This window comes from Arsukibacterium perlucidum DSM 18276 (assembly GCF_000382165.1).
Taxonomy (GTDB): domain Bacteria; phylum Pseudomonadota; class Gammaproteobacteria; order Enterobacterales; family Alteromonadaceae; genus Alishewanella; species Alishewanella perlucidum.
Map to the genome: position 1 here is coordinate 162,978 of NZ_KB907702.1, position 24,569 is coordinate 187,546.

At 47.7% G+C, this 24,569-nt stretch carries 19 protein-coding genes; 15 read left to right on the forward strand and 4 right to left on the reverse strand.

The annotated features are described in order from the left end of the window. Nucleotides 1–51: 51 nt before the first annotated feature. The 6 genes from H141_RS0102290 to H141_RS0102325 all read left to right on the forward strand — a co-directional run bounded on the left by H141_RS0102290 (nt 52) and on the right by H141_RS0102325 (nt 8,158). Nucleotides 52–1,947 (forward strand): XrtA/PEP-CTERM system amidotransferase, encoded by a 1,896-nt coding sequence (locus H141_RS0102290; protein ID WP_019674625.1) that lies wholly within the window; start codon nt 52–54, stop codon nt 1,945–1,947. After that, on the forward strand, nt 1,944–3,224 hold the full coding sequence (locus tag H141_RS0102295) for a glycosyltransferase (RefSeq protein WP_019674626.1): 1,281 nt from the start codon (nt 1,944–1,946) through the stop codon (nt 3,222–3,224). Before H141_RS0102290 ends, H141_RS0102295 begins: the two co-directional genes overlap by 4 nt. After that, entirely contained in the window at nt 3,214–4,341 is a 1,128-nt protein-coding gene (locus tag H141_RS0102300) for a glycosyltransferase family 4 protein (RefSeq protein ID WP_019674627.1), read from the forward strand. The genes H141_RS0102295 and H141_RS0102300 overlap by 11 nt, the downstream gene beginning before the upstream one ends. Continuing rightward, nucleotides 4,338–5,696: a phenylacetate--CoA ligase family protein gene (locus H141_RS0102305; RefSeq protein WP_019674628.1), complete on the forward strand. Its 1,359-nt coding sequence runs from the start codon at nt 4,338–4,340 to the stop codon at nt 5,694–5,696. Before H141_RS0102300 ends, H141_RS0102305 begins: the two co-directional genes overlap by 4 nt. Nucleotides 5,697–5,775: 79 nt before the next feature. After that, nucleotides 5,776–7,086: a putative O-glycosylation ligase, exosortase A system-associated gene (locus tag H141_RS0102315; protein WP_019674629.1), complete on the forward strand. Its 1,311-nt coding sequence runs from the start codon at nt 5,776–5,778 to the stop codon at nt 7,084–7,086. 196 nt (nt 7,087–7,282) lie between these two features. Then, the gene (locus tag H141_RS0102325; protein ID WP_019674630.1) at nt 7,283–8,158 is read left to right on the forward strand and encodes a hypothetical protein; all 876 of its coding nucleotides are present in this window, start codon (nt 7,283–7,285) and stop codon (nt 8,156–8,158) included. A 95-nt stretch (nt 8,159–8,253) separates the two neighbouring features. Here H141_RS0102325 and H141_RS20850 read toward each other — a convergent pair whose 3' ends face one another. Genes H141_RS20850 through H141_RS19725 form a run of 4 tightly spaced genes read right to left on the reverse strand, consistent with a single transcriptional unit; the run spans nt 8,254 to nt 12,983 of the window. Further along, nucleotides 8,254–9,351 (reverse strand): CapA family protein, encoded by a 1,098-nt coding sequence (locus H141_RS20850; protein ID WP_019674631.1) that lies wholly within the window; start codon nt 9,349–9,351, stop codon nt 8,254–8,256. Beyond that, complete coding sequence (locus H141_RS0102335) at nt 9,348–10,826, reverse strand: lipopolysaccharide biosynthesis protein (RefSeq protein WP_019674632.1); 1,479 nt, start codon at nt 10,824–10,826, stop codon at nt 9,348–9,350. The genes H141_RS20850 and H141_RS0102335 overlap by 4 nt, the downstream gene beginning before the upstream one ends. Then, nucleotides 10,813–12,312 (reverse strand): asparagine synthase-related protein, encoded by a 1,500-nt coding sequence (locus tag H141_RS0102340; protein WP_019674633.1) that lies wholly within the window; start codon nt 12,310–12,312, stop codon nt 10,813–10,815. The genes H141_RS0102335 and H141_RS0102340 overlap by 14 nt, the downstream gene beginning before the upstream one ends. Then, a complete protein-coding gene (locus tag H141_RS19725; protein WP_019674634.1) occupies nt 12,309–12,983 on the reverse strand; it encodes a tetratricopeptide repeat protein in 675 nt (224 codons plus the stop codon). Before H141_RS19725 ends, H141_RS0102340 begins: the two co-directional genes overlap by 4 nt. A gap of 171 nt (nt 12,984–13,154) precedes the next feature. Here H141_RS19725 and H141_RS0102350 point away from each other — a divergent pair, with 171 nt between their 5' ends. From H141_RS0102350 to H141_RS20855, 9 genes are all read left to right on the forward strand, one after another. Next, nucleotides 13,155–14,387 carry a glycosyltransferase gene (locus H141_RS0102350; RefSeq protein WP_019674635.1) on the forward strand — a complete coding sequence of 411 codons (1,233 nt, stop codon included), beginning with the start codon at nt 13,155–13,157 and terminating at the stop codon, nt 14,385–14,387. A 24-nt stretch (nt 14,388–14,411) separates the two neighbouring features. Continuing rightward, a complete protein-coding gene (locus H141_RS0102355; protein ID WP_019674636.1) occupies nt 14,412–16,211 on the forward strand; it encodes an asparagine synthetase B family protein in 1,800 nt (599 codons plus the stop codon). Continuing rightward, on the forward strand, nt 16,201–17,145 hold the full coding sequence (locus tag H141_RS0102360) for a polysaccharide deacetylase family protein (protein ID WP_019674637.1): 945 nt from the start codon (nt 16,201–16,203) through the stop codon (nt 17,143–17,145). The genes H141_RS0102355 and H141_RS0102360 overlap by 11 nt, the downstream gene beginning before the upstream one ends. A gap of 19 nt (nt 17,146–17,164) precedes the next feature. Beyond that, nucleotides 17,165–17,866 carry a hypothetical protein gene (locus H141_RS19730; RefSeq protein WP_019674638.1) on the forward strand — a complete coding sequence of 234 codons (702 nt, stop codon included), beginning with the start codon at nt 17,165–17,167 and terminating at the stop codon, nt 17,864–17,866. Continuing rightward, complete coding sequence (locus H141_RS0102370) at nt 17,859–18,683, forward strand: alpha/beta hydrolase family protein (protein ID WP_019674639.1); 825 nt, start codon at nt 17,859–17,861, stop codon at nt 18,681–18,683. The genes H141_RS19730 and H141_RS0102370 overlap by 8 nt, the downstream gene beginning before the upstream one ends. After that, complete coding sequence (locus H141_RS0102375; protein ID WP_019674640.1) at nt 18,676–19,569, forward strand: hydrolase 1, exosortase A system-associated; 894 nt, start codon at nt 18,676–18,678, stop codon at nt 19,567–19,569. The genes H141_RS0102370 and H141_RS0102375 overlap by 8 nt, the downstream gene beginning before the upstream one ends. A 22-nt stretch (nt 19,570–19,591) precedes the next feature. Continuing rightward, nucleotides 19,592–20,599, forward strand: a complete 1,008-nt coding sequence (locus H141_RS0102380) for an acyltransferase family protein (RefSeq protein ID WP_169337160.1) — start codon at nt 19,592–19,594, stop codon at nt 20,597–20,599. Between the two features lie 219 nt (nt 20,600–20,818). Beyond that, on the forward strand, nt 20,819–23,254 hold the full coding sequence (locus H141_RS0102385) for a VanZ family protein (protein WP_169337161.1): 2,436 nt from the start codon (nt 20,819–20,821) through the stop codon (nt 23,252–23,254). Between the two features lie 34 nt (nt 23,255–23,288). Then, nucleotides 23,289–24,554, forward strand: a complete 1,266-nt coding sequence (locus H141_RS20855) for a YfiM family lipoprotein (RefSeq protein ID WP_019674643.1) — start codon at nt 23,289–23,291, stop codon at nt 24,552–24,554. Nucleotides 24,555–24,569: the final 15 nt, after the last annotated feature.

Sequence of the window (24,569 nt, forward strand, 5' to 3'; positions counted from 1 at the left end):
GGCGAGCGGCTATCGGAAGCTATATAAAAAGACAAGGATGCAAACAAAACCATGTGCGGTATTGCAGGAATTTATCAGCTGACAGGTCAGGCAACGCCTGAACACCAAATACTGTCTACCATGAACGACAGTCAGCTTCACCGTGGGCCCGACGCTGGCGATTACTTTTTTCAGCCCACCATTGGCCTGGCGCACCGCCGTTTATCCATTATTGATATCGCCGGCAGCCCGCAACCCATGCAAAGTGCTAACCAGCAGGCTTGTATTGTCTTTAATGGCGAAATATACAACTACCGCGAGTTGCGTCAGCAATTACTGGCCAGGGGCTATCAGTTTAATACCAGTGGTGACACCGAAACCATTCTCAATGCCTGGCTGGAATGGGGAGAAGATTGCGTTGACCACTTACGCGGTATGTTCGCCTTTGCTATCTGGGACTCCAAACGCCAATGCCTGTTTCTGGCCCGTGACCGCCTGGGTATCAAGCCGTTGTTTTACTCTTTGCTAGCCGATGGTCAGTTTATTTTTGGCTCGGAACTGAAAGTGTTAAGGCAGCATCCGCTGTTTGATAAACAATTGCGCGACAGCACTATTGAAGATTACTTCAGCTTTGGTTATGTGCCTGAGCCACATACTATTTATCAGCACAGCTATAAATTATCACCGGGCCATTGCCTGCTGCTGCAACACGGCAAAGCCGACCTGCCAGAGCCCAAACAATACTGGGATGTCCCAACCCAGTGGCAACAACCCTTAACTGAGCAAGAGCTCAGCGATGGCCTGATTTCCCGTTTTCGTGAAGCTGTCGATATCCGGCTGGTAGCAGAGGTACCGCTGGGTGCGTTCTTATCCGGCGGCGTTGATTCCAGCGCAGTGGTTGCCATGATGGCGGGGCTGCAAAACGAGCCGGTAAATACCTGCTCTATTGGTTTTGACAGCCCTGAGTTTAATGAAACTGACTTTGCCCGGCAGGTGGCGGCGCGTTATAACACTAATCATCACGAGAATATTGTCAGCCAGAACGACTTCGAATTGCTGGACAAGCTGGCTGATTTATATGATGAACCTTATGCCGACAGCTCGGCCATTCCAACTTACCGAGTGTGCCAGATGGCCCGCCAGGAAGTTACGGTTGCCTTAAGTGGTGACGGCGCTGATGAACTGTTTGCCGGCTACCGCCGCTACAAATTGCACCAGCAGGAAGAGCGCTTTCGTAACTTGCTGCCGCTGGCTATCCGCAAACCGCTGTTTGGCACCCTGGGCAGGCTTTATCCAAAGTTAGACTGGGCACCGCGCTTTCTGCGCGCCAAAACCACCTTTCAGTCACTGGCACTGGACACCGTTGCCGCCTACCATAACTCGATTGCTATTTTACGTGCTGATCAGCGCGACCGCCTGTTCTCTGCTGAGTTTAAAGCGCGGCTGAACGGTTACAGCTCGTTGCAGGTATTCCGCCGCCATGGTGACAAAGTCAGTACACTCGATCCAATGAAGATTGCCCAGTACCTGGATATGAAAACCTATCTGGTCGGCGATATTCTGACTAAGGTCGACCGGGCGTCAATGGCCCACTCTCTGGAAGTACGGGTACCCTTTTTAGACCACAAACTGGTCGAGTGGGCCTTTACAGCAGAATCTTCTGCTAACCTGAAAGACGGCATTGGCAAACACACCCTGAAAAAGGTGCTGGAGCCTTATCTGCCCCGTGATGTGCTGTACCGGAAAAAAATGGGCTTTGCAGTGCCTCTGGCAGAGTGGTTTCGCGGCCCGTTACAACAAAAACTGCAGGATAAACTGTTATCAGACGTGATGGTAAACAGTGGCTATTTTAATGTTGCCGAATTAAAACAGCTGATTGACGATCACAAGCGTGGCCTGAAAGACAATAGCGCACCACTGTGGACGCTGCTGATGTTTGCCGCCTTTCTGGAGCGCAACAGTCAATGAAAATTCTGCATATTTTCGACCATTCGCTGCCGCTGCACAGTGGTTATACTTTCCGCTCCCGGGCCATTTTACAGCAGCAGCGACAGTTAGGCTTTGCTACCTGTCATGTCACCAGCCCCAAGCATCCTGACAGCGATAACGGCCAGCAGACAGCTGAAGGCTACACTTTTCACCGCACCCGTGCTTATCAGAGCTGGTTCTGGCGCTTGCCGGTATTAAAAGAACTGGCCGTGGTACTGGCCTTAAAAAACCGCTTGCTGCAGCTGATTAAAACCGAGCAGCCCGATATTCTGCATGCCCACTCTCCGGCCCTGAATGGCCTGGCGGCGCTCTGGGCTGCCAAAAGTGCTGCTAAGAGTGCGGCAAAGAGTGCTGCTAAGAGTGCGGCCAAAAGTGCAGCAAAAGGCGCTGCAAAAAAAACCGCCATTCCAGTGGTATATGAAATCCGGGCATTCTGGGAAGACGCGGCAGTCGATCATGGTACCTGCAAAGAGCACGACCTGCGTTACAGGCTCAGCCATGCCCTGGAAAGCTACGTTGCCAAAAAGGCCTGCGCCGTAACCACTATCTGCCAAGGCCTGCGCCAGGATCTGATCAGCCGTGGCATCAGCGCCGATAAAATTACCGTTATTCCAAACGCAGTTGACCCGCAGCAGTTTCAGCTGCTAAGCGCAAAAAATGTGGCGCTAAGCCAGCAATACCAGCTGCAAGACAAAGTGGTACTGGGTTTTCTCGGCTCTTTTTATGCTTATGAGGGCCTGGATTTACTGATTAAAGCGCTGCCACTGATCCGCCAGAAAATTCCCAATGTCACGCTATTACTGGTGGGTGGCGGGCCACAGGATGCCCAGCTAAAGCAACTTGTCAGCCAGCTGGGGTTAACAGACAGTGTCATTATGCCTGGCAGAGTGCCGCACAGTGAGGTAATGCAATATTACAGCCTGGTCGATTTACTGGTGTACCCGCGCAAGGCGATGCGGCTGACCGAGCTGGTTACCCCGCTAAAACCGCTGGAAGCAATGGCACAGGGCATGCGCCTGCTGGCATCTGATGTTGGCGGCCACCAGGAGCTGATTGAACACGGTAAAACCGGCTGGTTATTTCAGCGCGACAATATCGAAGATCTGGCCGAACAAGCTACCAGGATCCTGCAGCAACTCGGCTCAAGTGAGCAAATCATTGACAATGGTCTGGAGTTTATCCGCACCGAGCGCAACTGGGCCGCATCTGTCGGTCGTTATGTTGCCTTATACCAGAGGATAGTGGATGAGCATTAACCTGCAGCAGCTGCGCATCTGCCTGGTAGGGCCGGTTCCGCCGCCGGCAGGTGGTATGGCTAATCAAACCCGGCAATTACTGGAGCTGCTGCGCCAGGACGGCGCAATCGTCGAACTGGTAGCGGTTAATGCGCCCTATCAGCCGGCTTTTATCGCTAAGATCCCGCTGCTGCGGGCAATATTCCGCTTATTTCCTTACCTGTACCGGTTATATCGGGCCTGCGGTAAAGCACAGGTGGTGCATCTGATGGCCAACTCAGGCTGGTCATGGCATTTATTTGCCGCGCCGGCGATTTGGATCGCCCGTTTGCGCGGCGCCCCGATCGTTGTTAACTACCGTGGTGGCCATGCTGATAGCTTTTTCGCAAAAAGCTGGCGCCTGGTTAACGCCTCGCTGCGTCATGCCAGTGCTATTTTGGTACCGTCAGTGTTTTTGCAGCAGGTTTTTGGCCGTTATCAGTCGGGCAACGCTGCCGTGCCGGTAGCCATAGTACCCAATATTCTCGATCAGCAGTTGTTTTACCCGCGCCCGGCAAATCCTGACAGCACCGCCTTAACCGCGCCGCATTGTATTGTTACCCGCAATCTGGAAGCAATATACGACATTGCCACCAGCATTGCCGCATTCGCCCTGCTGCATCAGAACCAGCCGCAGGCAACCCTGACTATTGCCGGCAGCGGGCCGTTACTGGCAAAGCTGCAACAGCAGGTGCAACAGCTTAACCTTGGCCAGGCTGTCCGCTTTGCCGGCCGGCTCAGCAGCGGGCAAATGGCTGAGCTGTATCGCAGCGCTGATATCATGCTAAACAGCAGCCTGGTAGATAACAGCCCCAATTCTATTATTGAAGCTATGGCCTGTGGCGTACCGGTGGTCAGCAGCAATGTCGGTGGCATCAGCCAGCTGGTCAGTCACCGGGTCGATGCCCTGCTTTGCAATGCCGCAGAGCCGCACGCTATGTACCAGTTGGCCAGCGAGTTGCTGCAAAATAATACCCTGCGCCAACAGCTTATCAGTAATGGCCTGCAAAACAGTCAGCGCTTTTACTGGCCTGAAGTAAAACAGCGCCTGGCGCAGCAGTATCAGGCTGCTATCAGTAGCCGGGAGCAGTCAGCATGAGCAGTATCTACACCCGCTTTATTGCCACAGTGATCTTCCCACTGCAGGAATGGCTTAAAAAACATGACACCGTGCGCCGGCGCCGCCAGCTTGAGCAAAGCCAGTGGCTGCCGCTGGCTACCTTGCAGCAGCAGCAAAATGCTAAGTTACACAACTTTATCAGCGCAGCCTGCCAGCATGTGCCCTACTACCGCACGTTGTTGCAACAACTGCAGTTAACCCCGGACGATTTTAGCAATGTCGCCGATTTAGCCAAATTACCCTTGCTGACCAAGGCGGTTATAACTGACAATTTTAACCAGTTAAAAGCCGATAACGCCGGCGGTTTAAAACGTTTTAATACCGGCGGCTCCAGCGGTCAGCCGCTGATTTTTCTATTGGGTAATGAGCGGGTATCACATGATGTCGCCGCCAAGTGGCGGGCTACCCGCTGGTGGGATGTCGATATTGGCGACAAGGAAATTGTCGCCTGGGGCTCACCGATTGAGCTCGGCGCCCAGGACAAAACCCGGATAATCCGTGACTTAGTATTCCGCTCAGCGCTTATTCCGGCTTTTGATATGAGTGAGCAAAAGCTGCTGGCGTTTTTACAGCGCATTCGCGCTACCAAACCGAAAATGTTGTTTGGCTACCCGTCGGTATACCACTTGCTGGCGCAAACCGCGCAAAAGCACGGCGTGGCCATGCACGATCTGGGCATTAAGGTGGTATTTGTTACCTCCGAGCGCCTGTATCCCTATCAGCGCGAATTAATTGAACAGGTGTTTGCAGCACCGGTAGCTAATGGTTATGGTGGCCGCGATGCCGGTTTTATCGCCCACCAGTGCCCGGCCGGTGGTATGCATTTATCGTTTGAAGATATCGTAGTGGAAATTATCGACCCGGTAAGCAACCAGGTGTTACCCGCCGGCCAGGCCGGTGAAATAGTGGTAACCCACCTGGCCACCTCTGAATTCCCTTTTATCCGCTACCGCACCGGCGATATTGCTACCCTGGCAACTACGCCCTGCAGCTGCGGCCGCAGCCTGCCATTACTGGAATCGATTGAAGGTCGCAGTACCGACTTCGTGGTAGCGGCTGACGGCACCATGATGCATGGCCTGGCGCTTATTTATATCCTGCGCGATATTGCCGGTATCGCCGCCTTTAAAATTATCCAGCATAGTCTCAGCCAAACCACAGTACAGGTAGTGTGGCCACAAGGCAGCCTGCCAGCGCAGGTTAGCAGCCAAATCCGGGCTGGCTTTCAGGCCCGGCTGGGCCAGAATGTAAACATAGATATTGAACAACTCGACGAGATCGCACCGGAAAAGTCCGGCAAATACCGTTATGTGATTAGTAAGGTAGCAACATGATAGACAAGCTGTATTTGCTCGCAGTAATCGTTTCGGTCTGTTATTTGTTTTACTGGGCCGATAAGCAGGATAAATCCTGATGCGTGATTTATTACTGGTATTATTTTTATTTGTCGCCATTTATTTCTGCTTTAAACGGCCATTTATCGGTATTGCCGCCTGGGCCTTTATCGCCCTGTTAGCACCAGCCAACTGGGCCTTTGGTTTCTCCAACAGTTTTCGGCTTAACCTGACTATCGTAGCGGTTACCGCAGTGTCTTATCTGTTTATCCAAAAAGATAAAAAGCTGGCCTTTAATGGTTTAAGTTTCTGGGTGCTGGCATTTGCCGGCTGGACCTTGCTGTCATCCGTAACCGCTGTCAATACTGAGTATTCGCTCGGCTACTGGAACCAGTTTATCCGGGTGTTAATATTTTACTTTTTTATCACCCTGGTACTGAGTAAAAAACTGCATATAGACACCCTGATCTGGGCCATAGTGCTTGGCATTTCCTCCTACGCGGCGATGGAGGCTGTCAAAGTAGTATTATCAGGCGGCAGCTATATGGTAACTGGCCGCTCCGGCGCGCTGCGTGACCGCAATGACTTTTCGGTAGCGGTTAATATGTGTCTGCCACTTATTTTATATTTAATTTATGTAACTAAACACCATTACCTGAAGCTGGGCTTATGGGGCTTATTTTTTGGCAACATTGTAGCAATTATAGGCACAGGCTCGCGCGGTGGCTTTATTGGCTTAGCTATATTAGCGCTGGCATTCTGGTTTAAGTCTAAACGCAAGGTGCTCTGGCTACTGCTGGCAGTGCTGATTTTACCGGTCGCTTATCAGTATACCCCGGAGCATTGGCGCGAGCGGCAAAGCACCATCCAGACCGCAGCAACCGATGACAGATCATTTATTGGCCGGCTCTGGGCCTGGAAAATATCAGTGATGTTAGCCAATGATAACCCGCTAACCGGTGGCGGCTTTAAAGCAGTCACCGAGCCGGTTATCTGGCACGGCTACGCCCCGTTCACCCCCGACTTTGGGCCAATCGAGACCCCGCCCGTACCGCCGGGTCTGTCACCAAAAGCCGCCCATAATATCTATTTACAGGTATTGGGGGATCATGGTTATGTCGGCTTATTTATTTTCGGCATGATCTTGCTCGGAATATTGCGAATCAACCGTCGCAACCGTAAGCTGGCGCTGAAACACGACCAGCAATGGTGTGTGCAATTAAGCAATGCCATATTTCTGGCGATGATCGGCTATGGGGTTACCGGTAATAATGTTAGTCTGGCCTATTTCGACTTACTGTACGCTATCGCCGGCATCGTCGCAGTAATCGCCATTCGTAAGCTATATTTACCGCAGCAGGCGGCCAACGCTATGGTAAACACAAGGTAATACATTCTAAAAAAAACTGATGTTAAAAGTAAAACTTTCTCTTAACACTTTAGGAATTATTACCCTACAATTACCACAGCTGTTAGCTGCAGCCTTTGCCTGAGCAATTTAATTGTAGCGACTACCAACACGAATAAATCGAAATATTTTTCACAAACTCTGCTTCATCTGCCGAGTAAGTTAAGGATAACTGTGAATGGAAAAGTATAATTTTAAAACCTCTAAATTTCAGACTTATGTCGTCAATAGAAGTACCCGCACGATTAATGATAATAATATTGTATATATATTCTGGACAGGGGGGTGGGATTCCAGCTTTAGAGTACTCCAGCTCTCAAGTAAAGATGTCATAATACAGCCAATATACCTGGATGATAACAGAACTTCAGTCGACTATGAGCTAAAAGCTATTGATAAGATTGCTAACTTTATTGCAAAACAGAAGACAACAAATTGCACCCTATTAGAATTAAAAATCATAGATACAAAAGATGTTTACTTGAACGATAAAATCACGAGTTCATACAATCGTCTTTTAGAAAAGAAATCCATGGGTAGCCAGTATGATTGGCTGGCCAGATTTTCTATAGCTTTTAAAGGGATAGAGCTATGTATTCATGAAGAAGACAGGGCAAGTATATTTAAAGAAAAATGTGCTATATACAAAAAAATCTCTGATAAAGTGAAAGGTGATTACTATGTATTAGACGATTCATTATCGTCAGATGATATGAGTGTTGTCTTTGGAAATTATCACTTTCCACTATTAAAAACGACTAAACTCGACATGAAGCACGAAGCTGAATGTAATGGCTATATTGATATTTTAAATCAGTCATGGTTTTGCTTTACCCCTATCAACGGAAAAGCTTGTGGTTTATGCAACCCCTGCATATATACAATTAAAAACGGTATGCAGTACCGATTTAATCTTGCTGCATTGCTAAGGTTTAGAACAAGAAATGTAAGAAAGATGCCTAAAAAAATTAGAGGGTTAATTTCTGTTACACTTGAAAAAATGCATCTGCTCAACTTTGCAAAAAAAGTGCGAGACAAGCTTTATACAAGATAAAAGACAATAAATAATTATTCGCTTATATGATATGCCACATAAATTTTAAGCAAGCGCTTATTATTCAAAGCTATACTTGTGCCAGAGCTTGTCAGCTACCACCAACCAAAGCTAAAAGCGCCACGTAACCAATTGCGATGCTGATCAGTTTTCAAGTGCCAAAACAGATAACTGAATGCCTCGCGAAATTGCCCGCGGCGCATACGGTACCAGGTGTTAAACATTACGTTCCGCGCTTCGTTATAGCATAAGCTGGCGTGGTGTTGTCGTAATGCCTTAGTATCGGATAACACAACAGAATAACACGACAGGTTTCGCAGCGTTTGCTGTGCATCAGTCTCTGATACTGGCAGCAAAAAACCCCAGCGTCCAATCCGGGTGGGCAAGGTGTGCAACACTGAAGCCTTTACGCCTTCCGAAGTAAGTTCTAAACCTGCCACTAATATCATGCCTTCATTTACTCCGCCTGTCCGGTTATGCATATATGCAGACTCCTGAACCGGAAACACAAAATTACCTAAAGAATAGGCAATAACGCAGCCTTTATAATGCTCTATTCCCTGCAACGTGTGAGAATGATGATGAATCACTAACTTACAGTATTGTGCGAGTTTGCGTGACAATCTGACACGCCACGGAGACGGATAGTTGGAGAATTCCAGATCTGCATGGATCACGACAATCACAGCATCAACCTCTGAGGACAATTGCTGTACCTGTCGTAGCAATGCCCGCCGCCTTAACCTGGCAACACCCGGTTCCTTAGCGGTTGCTGCGTAATGACTGGCATCAGTGACATTAACGATGGCAATCTGTATGCCATGAATATTCTTTAGCAACGGCTGGTACGCCCGGCTGGCATTTTCTGCGGCCCCCACAGTATCAACTTTATTCTGGCGCATAAAATCCAGCATTTGCAACAAAGCTTGCGGCCCGCTGTCTTTTACATGGTTATTGGCAAGACAATACACACCATTTGATAAATCACTTAACGGTGGACAACTGTCAAATGGGATATTCATTTTCAGCTCTGGCCGGGCAATCAAAGAAAGAGAACACTCCAGATTCATAACAGCCAGATCATAAGGTTTTAGTAGCTTATGTATATTACAAAAAGCTTGTGTAACTGTTGCTGGCGGGGCCTCTTTCACACCCGAAAGACATAAGTCCCCGGTAAAAGCAATACTGATCATGCGCTCGCAAACCTGCTTGTTATCATCTCGACTACCTTACGCTCCGGGCCATCTGGTCGCCCCAACAGCAACCAAAGCATAATCAACACAGTGCCATATAGCACCACTCCAGTGAATACTAATGTCAGGGTAACTAGCAATGTTACACCTAGTTGCTTAATAACCTGCAGCTCAGATAGATAATATAAACTAAGCCACATCACCGTAGCTGCGACTAATACACGCCAAAGCCCGTTAAACAAACTGGCAAATGCAATTAATTGCAGCTGACTTTGCAACTTGTGGATCAATAACATGCCTGACAAGCTTGCGGCCAGCGCGCCCCAGGCCAGCCCCTCCGCACCGAACCAATACATACCGGCAGACATCGCTACACACTTGACTGTTAACATAAGCATTGAGTAGCGACCCAAAACATCCGCTCTGCCAGCGGCAGCAAGCGCAGACACAGCACAGGCTACGTTCACTCTGGAAATGCCAATAAACGCAAGAATCTTAATATAAATTGCTGCACCCGCCCACACCGAACCCAATACTACCACAACAATATAATCTGCCAGAACGCTAAGCCCCACCGAAGCAGGTATGGCGATAAACAACACAGAGATCAGCACCTGAGTATAAAGCGGTCTGAACTCTGCTAAGTTATCAGCATGTTGTGCTAAGGCCGGCAGCGACGCCCTGGCCACCGGCATAGCAATCTCGGTAGAGGGCATGCCAGCAATCTCACTTGATACTGTATACAAGCCAAGTTCTTCAGTACTACCCCATTTGCTTAGTAAGAAGGTATCGAACTTAGTAGCAAGGGCACTGAACGACTCATACAAAAAAAACCATTTGGAAAAATTGAAAATACTATTAAAAGCGCTCAGACTTAGAACCGGCCGAAAAGGCGACATCAGATAACTTGCAAATAAACTTACCAGTACGCCGGCCAGAGTTCCCAGCGGAAACGCCCAATAGCTGCGATAGATTACAGCGATGGCAAGCGTAACAGTAAAAGACGTCAGTCGGGATAATATAATCAGTTTAAAATCTTTATCAAACTGCATATTTTTATGAAAATCAACTACACCCACATTGGTCAGACCACTGATAAAGATAGTGACTCCATAAACGAGGATCAGCGGATAGATACGGGAGTCACTAAAAAAGTCAGCCACATAACCTGCACCGCCCCAAACCGCTAATGCCAGTATTAAGCCACGTAAAATATTTAACGTCCACACCGTATTGTATTGTTCAGAAGTCGCATGTTTATTGCGGATCAGCGCAGTATTAAAACCAAACTGAGTCATTAACTCCAGCAAACTTGAAAAAAGCACAGCCTTTGCAACAAGGCCATAATCTTCCGGCAACAATATACGTGCCAGAATAATTACCGATATGATACCAAGCAAACGGGACGACCAACGCATTAATACCGTCCATAAACTACCGGTGACTATTTTCCCTGCCAGTTCAGATAATGCCATGTTCAGTGATCTGCTCTAATGAATGAAGATACAAAGCTGTCCTGACCAGAAATTCAGAACCGTGATGAAAGTTAGCACTAATTATTCTTTTAGGTACACGGCTTAATAGCGGGCTTATTTTTAAGCCGGCAGGTTTGTGGCAGCTTAAATAAGCCACTTGTTGCAAATTTTCTTTTATTCGTGTCGTCAGATAACTATGATTATCTGTCACCGTCTTATCCTCATAGCGGATCCCGACGCTACCAGGGTAACAGCTGGCAATTAGCTTATCATGCACCTGTTTTTTACCCTGCTGTAGAAAAAATTCTGCCGGAACATTACTGAGTAAGTGGTACAAACGCTGATCTAAAAATGGAGTAACAGGGGTACAAACGCGTCCTAACAAACCAAACGCCGAGCTGCCGATAGTGCGCCTGGCGCGGTTCCAGAAGAAAAACTGAGCGATAGGATTAGCGCTGTCTGTAAAACGTGCCAGCTCCAGCGACATATCGGCCACTGCCTGCTGACGAGAAAGTTTAATGCTGAGTGATGGTGCTAACATATCAGCAAGATAGCCTTCCGGCCCAAGCAACTCCTCAGCCAATTCATCCCACCTCCCAGCGCGAGCCAATAACAGCCGCTCGGCAGTTAACCGTGTAGAGCCGGTAGACAAAATATCGCCACCTATACCATCGAACACAAACGCCGTTTGGGTGAGTTTAATGTGGTTATACAACGGCAGAAACCAGGAATGCTCTAAGGCGCAATAACTTGTCAGACGATTTTTTATAAGCTCTGCAGCCTGATAAGACAATGACTGTTGCAATGCTACATGTGGAAGCGTTAAGTGTTTGGCCAGCAATGCGGCGACATTAAAATCTTCATTTGATTTGGGTGGTTGATGTTTTACGGTGGCACAGCTCAGCTGTTGATGTTGTGCGTGCAGCTCCAGCACAATATGCCGGGAGTCGCGGCCGCCTGACAGCGGCACCAGACAGCTACGCTGGCCAATCAACTGACGCGACTGGGCAATGCTGGCTGAAAAGATTTCTTTATAATCGCGGTGCAACTGCTCCAATGATACAGCCATGCCAGTGCTGGAATTTTTTTGCTTTACCTGTAAATTAATACCATTAATATCAAAAGTGAGTCGTGCGTCAGGGGGCAGCACTTTAATCGCCAGAAAAGGTGTATGCTCCCCGAGAAAATCACCGCTGCGTAAAAATACCGCCAATGCCCTGAAATTAAGTGGCTCTGCCGGGTCAACAAGCTGATTTATATCTTCGCTGATACGCAGACAGTCAGCTGTTGCTTTATAGTAAAGAGGCCGAAAACCGAAGAAATCGTTAGAAACTTCCACCCTATCTGGAAATAGCTGCCACTGATTAAAAACCCCGCCACCATCAGCATACTGGTATCCAGCTAACGAGTTTGCTACGCCATCACATTTTAACACAGCATTATCAAAAAAAAAGCGGGCGTAAAAGCCATTACCCGAGGGGGTCAATTACTTTGTTCCACTGTTACCATCCGCCCTGTTTCCGCCAGTTTATTTTTTAAACCAGGCAACGGAAAACCTTTCGCATACGCTTTGTTTGCAAATGCAAGAGCCTCATCATAACGTTTAAGCTCTAACAACAACAAACCGAAGTTATAATGCAACTCACTATAATCAGGCGCAATTAATAACGCTCTATTATATTCCTGAACGGCCTCTTCAAGCCGGCCAGTCAAATGCAAGTGCATTGCAAAAAGCATTCTTGCTATTGCATCAGCAGGCTGAAAATAAATAGCACGGAGGAAATAACAATCTGCTGTATAGAAATTATCGCGCTGGGCTAACTTTATATTTTCACTACGCTGATATTTGCCTATAGCAGCCAGCGCTCGGTGATAATTAGGAATCGCTTTAAGCGTATAATTGATATCGCCCATTATTGAGCCTGTTGCTCCACTAACTAACCGTTCTACATCAGGAGTAAAATGCACTCGCAAAACTACTGGTAATTTGTCAGCATGCGCCGGGTTGGTTGCATCAAACGGGCCATAAGCATTGGTTAACGGCTGGCCTGGGACAATATCGCAGGTGTTATTGTCATAACGGTTTGCCAAGGCAGGCAAAGCAGCGCCAAGCAACAACAAGCTTCCTGCAAAACGAAAAAATAATAAGCGGGTCATAAGTGTAATCCTTCACAAAATCCTGCACTTTCCAAAGCGATACAGGCCTAAAGTTGTCTAGTCTAGAGATTTTACACTTTAAGTCAACGCCATTCAGCCACATACAACAGTTGCAAGCTGCTGCACAAAACGTTCTAATATAGCCTGATAAGAGGCGAACATGGAAAGTTTGTGAGAAAACGAATTTTATACGTAGCATTTCACTTCCCACCTATTCAGACAAGTAGCGGCGTTCATCGAACTCTGGCTTTTACTCGTTATTTTTCTGAGCAAGGTGATGAGGTTACTGTATTAACGGTACCAACTAAAGCTTATCAACATTTCAGTGAGCAAAACTTATCGTTAATACCTGCCAAAATAAATGTTTTACGATGCTATGCAAGAGACACCGCCACACAGTTTGCGTTTAAAAATAAATATTTTAGCTGGATGGCGCTGCCTGATCGCTGGCAAAGCTGGATTATAGGCGGTTTTATTGGTGGCCTAAAACATATCAGAAAAAACCGGTCAGACGTTATTGTCAGCACTTATCCTATAGCCTCGGCGCATTTTATTGGATTTTTGTTGCATAAGGTTACTGGCATCCCCTGGATAGCGGATTTTCGGGACCCAATGCTACAAGATGACTATCCGGCAAACCCCAAGGTACGTAAACTTTTTGGCTGGATAGAAAAAAAAGCAGCGAAGCATTGTCGCCATATAATATTTACCAGCCCGGGAGCCCTGAAACTTTATCAGGAACGCTATCCTGAGGTAGCGCCAGACGTATGGCAGGTATTACCAAATGGTTATGACGAAGCTTTATTTGGTATGGCTACTGCAATTGAGCAACCCAAAACAGACAACAAAGTGACGTTATTGCATAGCGGCACTATTTACCCGTCAGAGCGCGATCCGTTACCTTTTTTTAATGCCATTGCTTATTTGAAAAAAAATAAGCCCCAGTTATACCAAAAGCTTAATGTTGTATTAAGAAGCACAGGGCATGACACACTATTTCTGCCAATACTTAAACAACTCGAGATTGATGACGCGGTGACTCTGGCACCAGCGTTGAACTATGTAGAGGCACTTGAAGAAATGCTGACCACAGATGCCTTGCTGCTGATGCAAGCAAGCAACTGTAACTATCAAACGCCTGCTAAAGCATACGAATACATTCGGGCTAAAAAGCCTGTTTTAGCATTGACTGACGCTGACGGCGACACTGCGCAGCTAATCATGCAATCTCAGGTGGCTGAATTAGCGCCATTAGATGATTCGGCAAAGATATGTAGCGCAATTGAAAACTTAATTTCCAATCTCGAACATGAAAAATATCGATTTTTACCGCAAAGTCAAATCGCTACTTTCTCTCGTGAGCATCAGGCTGAACGATTCAGGCAATTGCTATTAAAACTGTAAGCAGAAATAGTTAAAGGGATTTTTATGGTGTGGCAATATACGGTTCAGGGTACTGAAATAAAGCCAGAAATCTGTCTTAGGCAACAACAATCCACTGCGATAAACCAAGTTGTGCTCAAGCTTAATAATCCGGCTATTGCCGATAACGACGAAGTAATTGTAATTATTTCAGGCCGTTTGCGGCCCTATAACCAGGATTACCTGCCTGCTAATTCGGCCCATTGGTTTCTGGAGTTATACCAACGCAACCCCACTAACTTTTGCCATCATATTGCCGGTTTTTTCTTACTTATTATTTTTAATAAAATCGATGGTACGGTGCGGGTCATTAACGATCATGTGGGCAGTATTCCCTGCTATATCGACCAGCGCGACAGCAAAGTACTGCGGATTAGCGACAATATGCCGGCACTGCAGCCAGCCATGGCCGGCGCTCCGCTTAATCCACAGGCAGTTTTTAATTATGTGTTTTTTCATTGCATTCCCTCGCCTGTAAGTATTTATCAGGGGATCAGCAAGCTGGAACCCGGTGTTATTGCCAGTATTGATAACAGCGGTAATTTGCAGCAGCAATGCTATTATCAGCCAGCATTCACCTCATCTGCAGACACTACTGATCAGTTAATGCAGCGCTGTCGCGAACTGATATCGGAAGCGGTGCGGCGCAATACGACAAGCGATTGTGCGGCGTTCTTAAGTGGTGGCCTGGATAGCTCAACCGTGGCCGGCATGCTGGCTAAACATAGCCAGAACAGTGGCCAAAAGGCCAAAACCTATTCTATTGGCTTTGAAGCCAAAGGCTATGATGAAACTGAATATGCCCTGCTAACCGCCAGGCACTTTGACACCGAGCACAACGTGCATTACCTGCAGCCGGACGAAATAGCCCGCCACTTTACTGAAGTTGCCGGTTATTTTAACGAGCCGTTTGGTAACTCTTCGGCGATGGCTGCCTTTATTTGTGCCAAAACCGCCAAAGCAGACGGCATCAAGGTGCTGCTGGCCGGTGACGGTGGCGATGAAATTTTTGCCGGTAACGAGCGTTATGTGAAACAACAAGTGTTCGAGCGCTATGGCGCCCTGCCCGCCCCACTGCAGACACTATTAAACCTGGGCCTGAATAACAGCCTGGTTGATAAGCTGCCGCTGCTGAAAAAAGGCGCCAGTTATTTGCGCCAGGCTAAAGTGCCGCTACCAGACCGGCTGGATAGCTATAACTTTGTAAACCGCTTTGACTTAAACCAGATGTTCAGCCCTCAGCTGTTGCAACAGGTAGATGCCGGCCAGCCGGCACAGCAAAAGCGTGAGCGCTACCACGCCTGCAGATCAGACGATTCTATAGATAAAATGATGTATCTGGACTGGAAGTTCACCCTGGCCGACAACGACTTTGTTAAGGTAAACCAGATGTGCCAGCTGGCTGGGGTTGAAGTGCGCTTTCCGTTAATTGAAAAAGAGCTGGTCGACTTTAGCTGCACCGTACCGGCCAGCGTGAAAGCGCCTGGGCAAAAGCTACGCGATTTTTACAAAAACAGCTTCCGTGGCTTTTTGCCCGACGCCACTCTTACCAAAAGTAAACATGGCTTTGGCCTGCCTTTTGGCGTTTGGATGAAACAGCGGCCAGACTTACAGCATATTGCCATGAACGCCCTGCAAAGCTTTAAACAGCGCCATATTTTACAATCGGCTTTTATTGAGCAGGTAATTGATACCTATGAAAAAGGCCATTCTGGTTATTACGGTGAACTGGTGTGGATTATCGTGGTAATGGAATTATGGCTGCAGCAGCACGGAGCCAATCCCGGAGTAACTGATGCTACATAAAGTACTGCAACTTGCCGGCAAACTGCTGGGCCGCAATAAACTCAGCATTCTGATTTATCATCAGGTTTTTGCTGAGCCAGACCCAATGCGACCAAGCGAACCCACTGCAGCAGTATTCGACTGGCAAATGCGCTTGCTGCGCGACTATTTTACGCCCTTATCGCTGGATCAGGCGTTGGTTCATCTTAACAACAATACGTTGCCGGCTAATGCGGTTTGCGTGACGTTTGACGATGGTTATCTGAATAATCTGACAGTGGCCCAGCCAATTCTGGCTAAATATGGTATTCCGGCAACGGTGTATATTGCTACCGGTTTTAGCAGCGGCAGTAATATGTGGAATGACCGGCTGATGTATTTATTTGCTGAGCCTGAGCGCCAGCGACTACAGCTGGATAATGAGGTTGTGCAATTGGCTGACTTTGCAGGCCGGCGTAGCAAAGCACAGCACTGGCTGAAGCAGCTTAAATATTTGCCTGTTGCCGAGCGGCTGGTAAAAATTGAGCAGTTTTATCAGCAAAACAATGCGGCAGAGCAAGCGCCACTGATGATGAACCCTCAGCAAATTAAACAACTGGCTGAGTATGGTGTGACCATTGGCGCCCATACGGTTTATCACCCGATTTTAAAAGTGCTGTCGCCGGAGCAGCAACAGCAGGAAATTAGCCACTCTAAGCAACATCTTGAAAGCTGGCTGGGCAAGCCGGTGGTTCATTTTGCCTATCCTAACGGTGGTTTTGGCCGTGATTTTGATGAAACGGCAGTGGCGATTGTTCAACAAGCAGGCTTTAGCTCTGCAGTAGCTACCGACTGGGGCGTGTCAACCAGCCAGAGCTCGCCATTTAAACTAAGGCGGTTTACCCCCTGGGATACCACAGCGCTAAAGTTTCATGCCCGGCTGGCTAATAATATGCGCCAGTCGCAGCCGCTTTAGCTAATCAGGTAGATAATTGATGCTGGCGAAATTAAAGAAAACATACAGGGAGCTTAGGGCGGCGGATACCCTGCTGTATATGCTGGACAAAGCTCTGGTTAAACTAACCTTTAACAGCGTACTAATTCATAAATACTACATTACCCGCCAACCTGTTACGTCCAGCCTCAGCGTGCCCGCTACTAAGGCGCTGGACATTGAAATAAAACAATTAGCCAGTGATGACCCGGTACTTAAAGAGATGGACCGGCCCTCCACCACTTTACAGCAACGGTACGCGCTTGGTGGACACTGCTTTGCGGCGTTTAAAAAAGACCAGTTTGCCGGCAATTTGTGGCTGAATTTCGATCAGTATCAGGAAGATGAAGTTCGCTGTCGCTATATCCTGCAACCCACTGGCCACGCAGCCTGGGATTATGATGTTTTTGTGATGCCCAAATACCGTTTTTCATACGTTTTTGCCAAGTTGTGGGACCATGCCAATCAGGTAATGCACAGCCGCGGCATCCGCTATGTGTACAGCAGAATTAATTATTACAATATTAGCTCACTGCAATCGCACAAACGGCTGGGAAGTATAGTTTATGGCACGGTTTATTTTATTAATATTGGCAGCATGCAGCTGATGTTTAGTCGCCATTTCCGGCCTTTTTTTAAATTGAGTTGGCGCCAGGCTGATTTTCCGGCGCTATATATTGGTAACACTAATCAGCATGAGTAATTCAGCCTTCACTACCACTTTTCGGCAAATGACTAAAGGCCATAATTTTCTGTTAAGCAGCCAGGCCGAACCAGGCAATGCGTTAATTATTTTGCCGCCTTTTGCTGATGAAATGAATAAATCCCGTCATATTATCAGCCAGTTTATGCGCCAGGCGACACAACAGGGTGTTAGCTGCTATTTAATGGACCATTTTGGTACCGGCGACAGCGAGGGTGACCTTGATCAGGCCGATATCAGCCTGTGGCGGGCTGATTTAAACCTGCTACTTGCCCAGCTGGCGGGTGCAGGGCATCAGCAGGTGAGCTTTCTGGCGATACGCTTTGGTGCCTTGCAGTTGTTTGACCTGTTGAATAATGGCCCACTGCCGTTAGCGTTAAACAAGGTGTTACTGTGGCAACCTTATTTTGAGGTAAAAAAATTCTGGCAACAATTTGTCAGGGTTAAAATTGCCGAACAAATGGCTCTGGGTGAAAAACTCAGTCAGCAACAGCTGGAACAGCAACTGACTGAGGGTAACATTATTGAAATTGCCGGCTACCCGATAGCGCCCGTTTTTTATCACAGTGTATTACAGGGCTTGTACGATTTACCTGCGGTATTAACCAACAACAAGACACCGCTGCACTGGCTGGAAATTTCGCAGCTGCCCGCCCCTGGCGTTGCAGTGCAAAAGCAACTTAACCAGTTACAACAACAGTGCCCGGTTAAGTTTCAGCTGGTAAATACAGCACCGTTCTGGAATACCTCAGAGTTAGTTCAGGCAGACGAGCTGCTGCAGCTAAGTCTGGCCCAAGCGGAGCGCAGCCATGTTTAATGAACTGCCGCTACAATTCAGTTGCCAGGACGAACTATTGCAAGGCATATACAGCCCCGGACAAAGCGACGTTGCAGTACTGATAATGGTTGGCGGCCCGCAATACCGGGTAGGTAGTCATCGCCAGTTTGTTAAGTTAAGCCGGGCGCTGGCCCGCGACGGCTTCAGTAGTTTGCGGTTTGACTTTGCCGGCATGGGCGACAGCGAGGGCCAGCTGCAACCATTTTATGCCAATAATCAGGCAATCAAACTGGCGATAGATGCCTTATTTAACCTTAATTCAAACATCAAAAAAGTAGTGCTTTGGGGGCTGTGCGATGCCGCCAGTGCCGCATTAATTTACTGTGATCAGCAAGCTGACAGCAGAGTGGCAGGGTTAGTGCTGGTAAACCCCTGGGTACGGCAACAACAGAGCCATGCCAAGGTGATGCTAAAACATTATTACTGGCAGCGCTTAAGCTCGAAATCGTTCTGGCAAAAATTATTAGGCGGTGGCCTGAACCCACTACAAAGTCTGCGGGAGCTGATTGCTACCTGGCAGCAAAGCAAAAACAATAGACAGCCTGCAGCGCCAGCTAACACTGACAAGGCAGCGCCAAAAATTATTAAGCCTGCAACCACAGCAGATAATTATGTGCAGCATATGCTGGCAGGGTGGCAGAACTTTAGTGGTAAAAGCCTGCTTATTACCAGTGGCAATGACCTGACTGCTCAGGAATTTTTAACGCTTTGTCAAAACGATAAAGCCTGGGCCGCCTGCCTGCGAAATGCGACCCATCAGCATATCGAGGATGCTAACCATACTTTTTCTACTGCTGATTGGCGCAGCCAGGTAGAGCAACAGTGCAGCATTTTTTTGACTGACGAAATAGCAGCAATTTATTAACCATCACTTAAAAATGGATTTTATGGATAATTCACTTCAAAACAGGATCTGGCTGACCCGATATTTGATGGTTATTGGCATAGTGGTTTTACATACACCGCCATATCAACCGCTTTCCGAGCTGGGACTTAATACTTTTGATTTTATTAAAGCATTTTTCTCCCATGCACTTTTTCGCATGACAGTACCTATGCTTACGGTAATTTCGGCCTATCTGTTATTTAGCAGTTCTCTTGTATTGCATCCTACAAGATTGATCAGCAAAAAAGTTACATCCATTTTAATACCTTTAATTTTATGGAATATACCGCTGGTCATTGCCATTTATTTACTGCAACGATACGAGCTCGTTTCCCATATTTTTTCTGTCCAGCTATATCCGGCAAGTGCAATAAATTGGTTAAACGCCAGCACAGGTATGTTTGGCACTCCAGCCAACTACCCGCTTAACTTTCTGCGGGATTTGTTTGTGCTGTCAATCTTAGCACCGCTGTTCCTGATATTTCTTAGAGTTATTCCATATTGGGGATTAATCATAGTACTGGTTGTGTATTACTTTAATCTTGAAGGTGATTTAATACTTAGAAACTCAATGCTGGTATGTTTCTATATTGGTGCTTTAGCCGCCTGGAAAAAGTGGGATATATGCGCAATGGATAAATTTGCATGGCCATTGTTGATTTTGTTGGTTGCAACGTGCTGTGCTGTTGTAATTTGGGATGTCGAAAACAGAGAATGGTTGCGGATGATCACTCCGTTTATTATCTGGCCATGTATGGCTTTAATAAGTAATTCCTTTATTGGTCGCATGATACTGCCATATACCCAAAATAGTTTTTTGACGTTTCTGGCTCATGCACCACTGCTTATTTTGCTCTGGTTCATCTACAAACCATTCAGCAACACTATACCCTACCCTGTTTTTTGGCTGTCTGCGCCACTAGTGATAGTGGTAATTTGTGCATTCATCCAGCCCCTAATGTACAAGCTGATGCCTAATCTAACAAAAATACTGCTGGGGGGGCGTTAATGCCCTCTCCAGATTGTGTCATTTTTATTACCAATAGTCAGTTGCCCGCATCAACCGTTAAACCGTTACGGCCAGAGCCGCGTTTTAAATTTTTAGTATTCGCAAGGTAACTACGGTTCGCACATCTGCATGGAGCAAGACTGCTATCTATTTATAAAGTCAGCGTTATAAACTACACTGCTGCACTACGCAGTGGCGCACAAATAAACCGGGATGTTTATGCATAATACAGCACCGCATCTTGCGGCACAGACCGGGGCAATAACAGCGCAGGCGACGCTGCAGAATTGGCTGCTACTGAGCCTGATAGTGTACCTGGCGTTTGTGATCTATGGCAGCCTGGTGCCTCTGCATTATGTTGGGATCAGCCTCGATGAGGCGATACAGCGTTACAGCCAAATCCGCTATCTTGATTTAGGCATTCAGTCGCGCGCCGATTGGGTGGCCAATATACTGTTATTTATTCCGCTGGCATTTCTGTTGGCGGCAGTCAGCTTTAAAGTGGCTTCGCCACTGCGCAATCTGGTGCTGGCACTGGTTATCCAGCTACTATGCACAAGCCTGGCCTTCAGTATCGAATTTATTCAGTTATTTTTTCCGCAGCGTACCGTATCAATTAACGACATTATTGCTGAGTCGTTGGGTGCCTTTAGCGGTATCAGCTTGTATTTGCTATTCGGCGAGCGCTTTAAGCAATTTATGCTGGCTGCAGCTTTGATGCGGGGCAAGGCATCGGTATTTTTTTACCTGCTGCTGGGGTATACGTCGCTGTTTTTTCTGTATCAGATCCTGCCACTTGATCTGACATTAAGCCCGATAGAGCTTTATAAAAAGTGGCAGGATGGCCGCATCGTATTGTTACCCTTTTCGGCCTATAAAGGCAGCATGGCCGAAATAACCTATGCCGTTGTCAGCGATATTGTGCTGTGGTTGCCCATTGCCTTGCTGTGGCAGTTGCACAAGCCACAACAAAGTAAGTTGGTGTTTTACAGCCGTATAGCGCTGCTGGCAATAGTGCTGGAGTTCTGCCAGCTGTTTGTTTACAGCCGGGTAACCGATATTAGTGATGTGCTGTGTGCACTGCTGGCAGCGCTGTTAAGCCGTTATATGCTGAGCTTCTGGCGGCAGTATAAAGGCCAGGCTGTTCAGGGCTGTGTATCAGCGCCGGACAACACGCCATTCAGCCGCTCCTTGCTATGGCTTGGCGCAGTGCTGTTTTACAGTTTTTTTATCCTGCTGCTGTTTTGGTACCCGTTTGATTTTAACTTTGACTGGGCCTTTATTAACCAACGCTGGCAGCTAGTAAAGGGCAAAGTGCTGCTGGAATCGTTGTACTTTGGTACCGAATACCGCGCCATTACCGCCCTGGCACAAAAAATACTGCTATTTTTGCCGTTAGGCGTGCTGTTTGCCCTTGCCTGGCAGGCCCAGCGCGAAAGCTGGCAACGTAAGGCATCTGCCATTATTGGCTTGCTATATATTACCGGCCTGGCCGCCTTTAGCGAGGCAATGCAACTGGCGTTACCTGGTAAAACGGTGGACAGTACTGATGTATTACTACAAATAATGGGGGCTGGCATTGGCTTTACCGGTTATCTGTTTCTGCAACGACGTGCGACCCGGCCGGCAGCCGAAAACAGCACTGCAACGGCAGCGGCAATTGCAACAGTGCAAACTAACCGCAGCATTGCAGAACATAAGGGCCCGCCGTGGCTAACGCGTGCACAACGCAAACCACTACTGCTAATTGCAATACATCTGGCGGTTACAGTGCTGGCGCTGTTGTTGATTGGCGAGTTACCGCTGCTACCTTATAATGTGCGCGAGCTGCTAACCGATAGCAGCATGGCAGCTGTCGGTTTAAGCCTGATGTTTTATCTGATGAGCCTGCCATTATTGCTGCGTGTTAAGCAGTTTGCGGTATTCGCGCTATGGTTGCCGTTACTGGTGTTGCTACAAAGCACGCTGATTTTCTGGCTGCTGTATTTAACAGTACCCACCGAGTCGCTGTACGATATTCTCGGCGCGCCGGTAACAAGCCTGCCGCAAAGCCTGGAGCTGATGCTTCGATTTATTGGTCTGTTCAGCCTGATCCAATTAAACTACCTGTTTGCCGGGCGCCTGGTGCAGGAGCAAAATAAACTCCCGGCACTGATTATCTGGGCCATATTTAGCCTGCTGTTTGCCGTTATCTGGTATCTGGCCGTGATTAAGCTTGCTGCTACCGACAATATTACCGAGCTGCTGGCAAACGGCGGCAGCTATGGCAGTGCATTGGGCCTGAGCCTTTATCTGGCGTTGCTGTTTGGCGCTGCCGCCTACCTGGGCCGTTATTTTGCGATGCCGCAGCGCCGGCGTTTTTGGTGGCTGTGCATAGTTATTTTGCTGGCTTTTGGATTGTCATGGCTGTTACTCAACACCATTACCGAAAGTCTGATAGTTAAATACCAGCAGGTATTTTCTGCGATGCAGTTTTTACTCAGCAGTAACCGGGCCAATTATGCCGCGCCAGATGAATTAATGCTGCGCTATGCTATTGGCCACAGCGCCATTTTAATATTACTGGCATGGTTTTACGCCTTGGCTCAGCGGTTGAATCCGCAACCAGGCCAGGCACTATCCTGCGCCCCCGGGCTGAACAGAATGCGCAGTTAAAAAGATAATTAAACGGGAAGTTAAACACGAAGTTATGTTAAGAAAATGGTTGAAAATCTGGCTGTTGCTAATGCTAAGTGGCAGCCTGTTACTGCTGTTGCTGTTTTGGCTAATCAGCAGCAACGATGTGGTGCCGAAAAGCCGTATCAACAGCGCGGACGTTACCACCTCTCAACGTATTCTGAGCCAAACACTGGCGCAGCTGCGCAGCAATAATGGCCGGATTGAACTGATATTTGAACAACCGCAGTTAGATGCGCTGCTGAATGTCGCCAGCTATGCGCTGCCTGCAGCGCACTTTAATGGCGTAATCAGCCCTTACGGTGTGGCTATTAACGCGCAGGCGCCGCTGTTGTCGACCGGACGCTCGGTAACGGTTGCCTGTTTGCTACTAAATGAAAGCCAGCAATTTGCTATTATTAACTGCCGGTTGGGCAAATTACCTCTGCCCGGCGCACTGGCAAACTGGATACTAAAGCAGGCAGTTAAAAGAACCGTGACAGCGCCAGCAGATCAGCAGTTGCTTCGCTTATTTGCCAGCGGCCAGCTAACAGCTAACCGGCTGGTGTTTATTGATGAAAACGCCAGCCCGATAGAGTTGAACCTGCGAAACCTATCCTATACCCCGGCCGCACTGCGGCAGGAACCGCTGGTGCTGGCACCGGATATCATGTTTTATCTCGAAAAGTTAAAGCAGTTACAACAGCAATACCCCGCTGAACGCCGGTTGGCATTTTTTGCATTGAACTTGCTCAATATCGCGCAACAACGCCAGCCCAACAATATAGCAAACAGCCAGTATCATGATGCCACCTGGGCCCTGATTGTCGCCTTTGGCAGCCGGCGGTTTATTCATTATGCCAATTCCGAAGTGCCTGCTAACCAGGTACCCTCGTTCAGACCAGTGCTGCTAAGTGGTCGCCATGATTTAACGCTGCATTTTTTATATTCGGCAGCGATAAAACTTATAAGCTCGGCCCAGTTGTCACAACAGATAGGTAACTTAAAAGAAATTATGGATGCAGCTGAGGGCGGCTCTGGCTTTAGTTTTGTTGATTTAGCGGCAGATTACGCCGGTATTTATTTTGCGGAAAATATTAGCGACATTAACCTGGAAACAATGAAAACATTAAGCGTGGCAGAATTTGAAGCAGCTTTTATGCCCGACATTGCCGGTTTGCCGGAAGGTTTGTCGGAACAGCAGATGCAGCAACAGTTTAGCGGCTACCAGGGGCAACAATTTAAACAAACCGAGCAAATTATCCTTAACCGGCTGCAACAGCTTGCCCTATACAGATAGCAGCCTGCCAGGGGT

Excerpts from the sequence above, each read along its gene's own strand:
- H141_RS19730 (WP_019674638.1), top strand. The coding sequence starts at position 17,165 with ATGCTGGCGAAATTAAAGAAAACATACAGGGAGCTTAGGGCGGCGGAT.
- H141_RS0102290 (WP_019674625.1), top strand. The coding sequence starts at position 52 with ATGTGCGGTATTGCAGGAATTTATCAGCTGACAGGTCAGGCAACGCCT.
- H141_RS0102380 (WP_169337160.1), top strand. The coding sequence starts at position 19,592 with ATGGATAATTCACTTCAAAACAGGATCTGGCTGACCCGATATTTGATG.
- H141_RS0102315 (WP_019674629.1), top strand. The coding sequence starts at position 5,776 with ATGCGTGATTTATTACTGGTATTATTTTTATTTGTCGCCATTTATTTC.
- H141_RS0102360 (WP_019674637.1), top strand. The coding sequence starts at position 16,201 with ATGCTACATAAAGTACTGCAACTTGCCGGCAAACTGCTGGGCCGCAAT.
- H141_RS0102325 (WP_019674630.1), top strand. The coding sequence starts at position 7,283 with ATGGAAAAGTATAATTTTAAAACCTCTAAATTTCAGACTTATGTCGTC.
- H141_RS0102355 (WP_019674636.1), top strand. The coding sequence starts at position 14,412 with ATGGTGTGGCAATATACGGTTCAGGGTACTGAAATAAAGCCAGAAATC.
- H141_RS0102370 (WP_019674639.1), top strand. The coding sequence starts at position 17,859 with ATGAGTAATTCAGCCTTCACTACCACTTTTCGGCAAATGACTAAAGGC.
- H141_RS20850 (WP_019674631.1), bottom strand. The coding sequence starts at position 9,351 with ATGATCAGTATTGCTTTTACCGGGGACTTATGTCTTTCGGGTGTGAAA.
- H141_RS0102335 (WP_019674632.1), bottom strand. The coding sequence starts at position 10,826 with ATGGCATTATCTGAACTGGCAGGGAAAATAGTCACCGGTAGTTTATGG.
- H141_RS0102375 (WP_019674640.1), top strand. The coding sequence starts at position 18,676 with ATGTTTAATGAACTGCCGCTACAATTCAGTTGCCAGGACGAACTATTG.
- H141_RS0102300 (WP_019674627.1), top strand. The coding sequence starts at position 3,214 with ATGAGCATTAACCTGCAGCAGCTGCGCATCTGCCTGGTAGGGCCGGTT.
- H141_RS19725 (WP_019674634.1), bottom strand. The coding sequence starts at position 12,983 with ATGACCCGCTTATTATTTTTTCGTTTTGCAGGAAGCTTGTTGTTGCTT.
- H141_RS0102385 (WP_169337161.1), top strand. The coding sequence starts at position 20,819 with ATGCATAATACAGCACCGCATCTTGCGGCACAGACCGGGGCAATAACA.
- H141_RS0102305 (WP_019674628.1), top strand. The coding sequence starts at position 4,338 with ATGAGCAGTATCTACACCCGCTTTATTGCCACAGTGATCTTCCCACTG.
- H141_RS0102295 (WP_019674626.1), top strand. The coding sequence starts at position 1,944 with ATGAAAATTCTGCATATTTTCGACCATTCGCTGCCGCTGCACAGTGGT.
- H141_RS20855 (WP_019674643.1), top strand. The coding sequence starts at position 23,289 with ATGTTAAGAAAATGGTTGAAAATCTGGCTGTTGCTAATGCTAAGTGGC.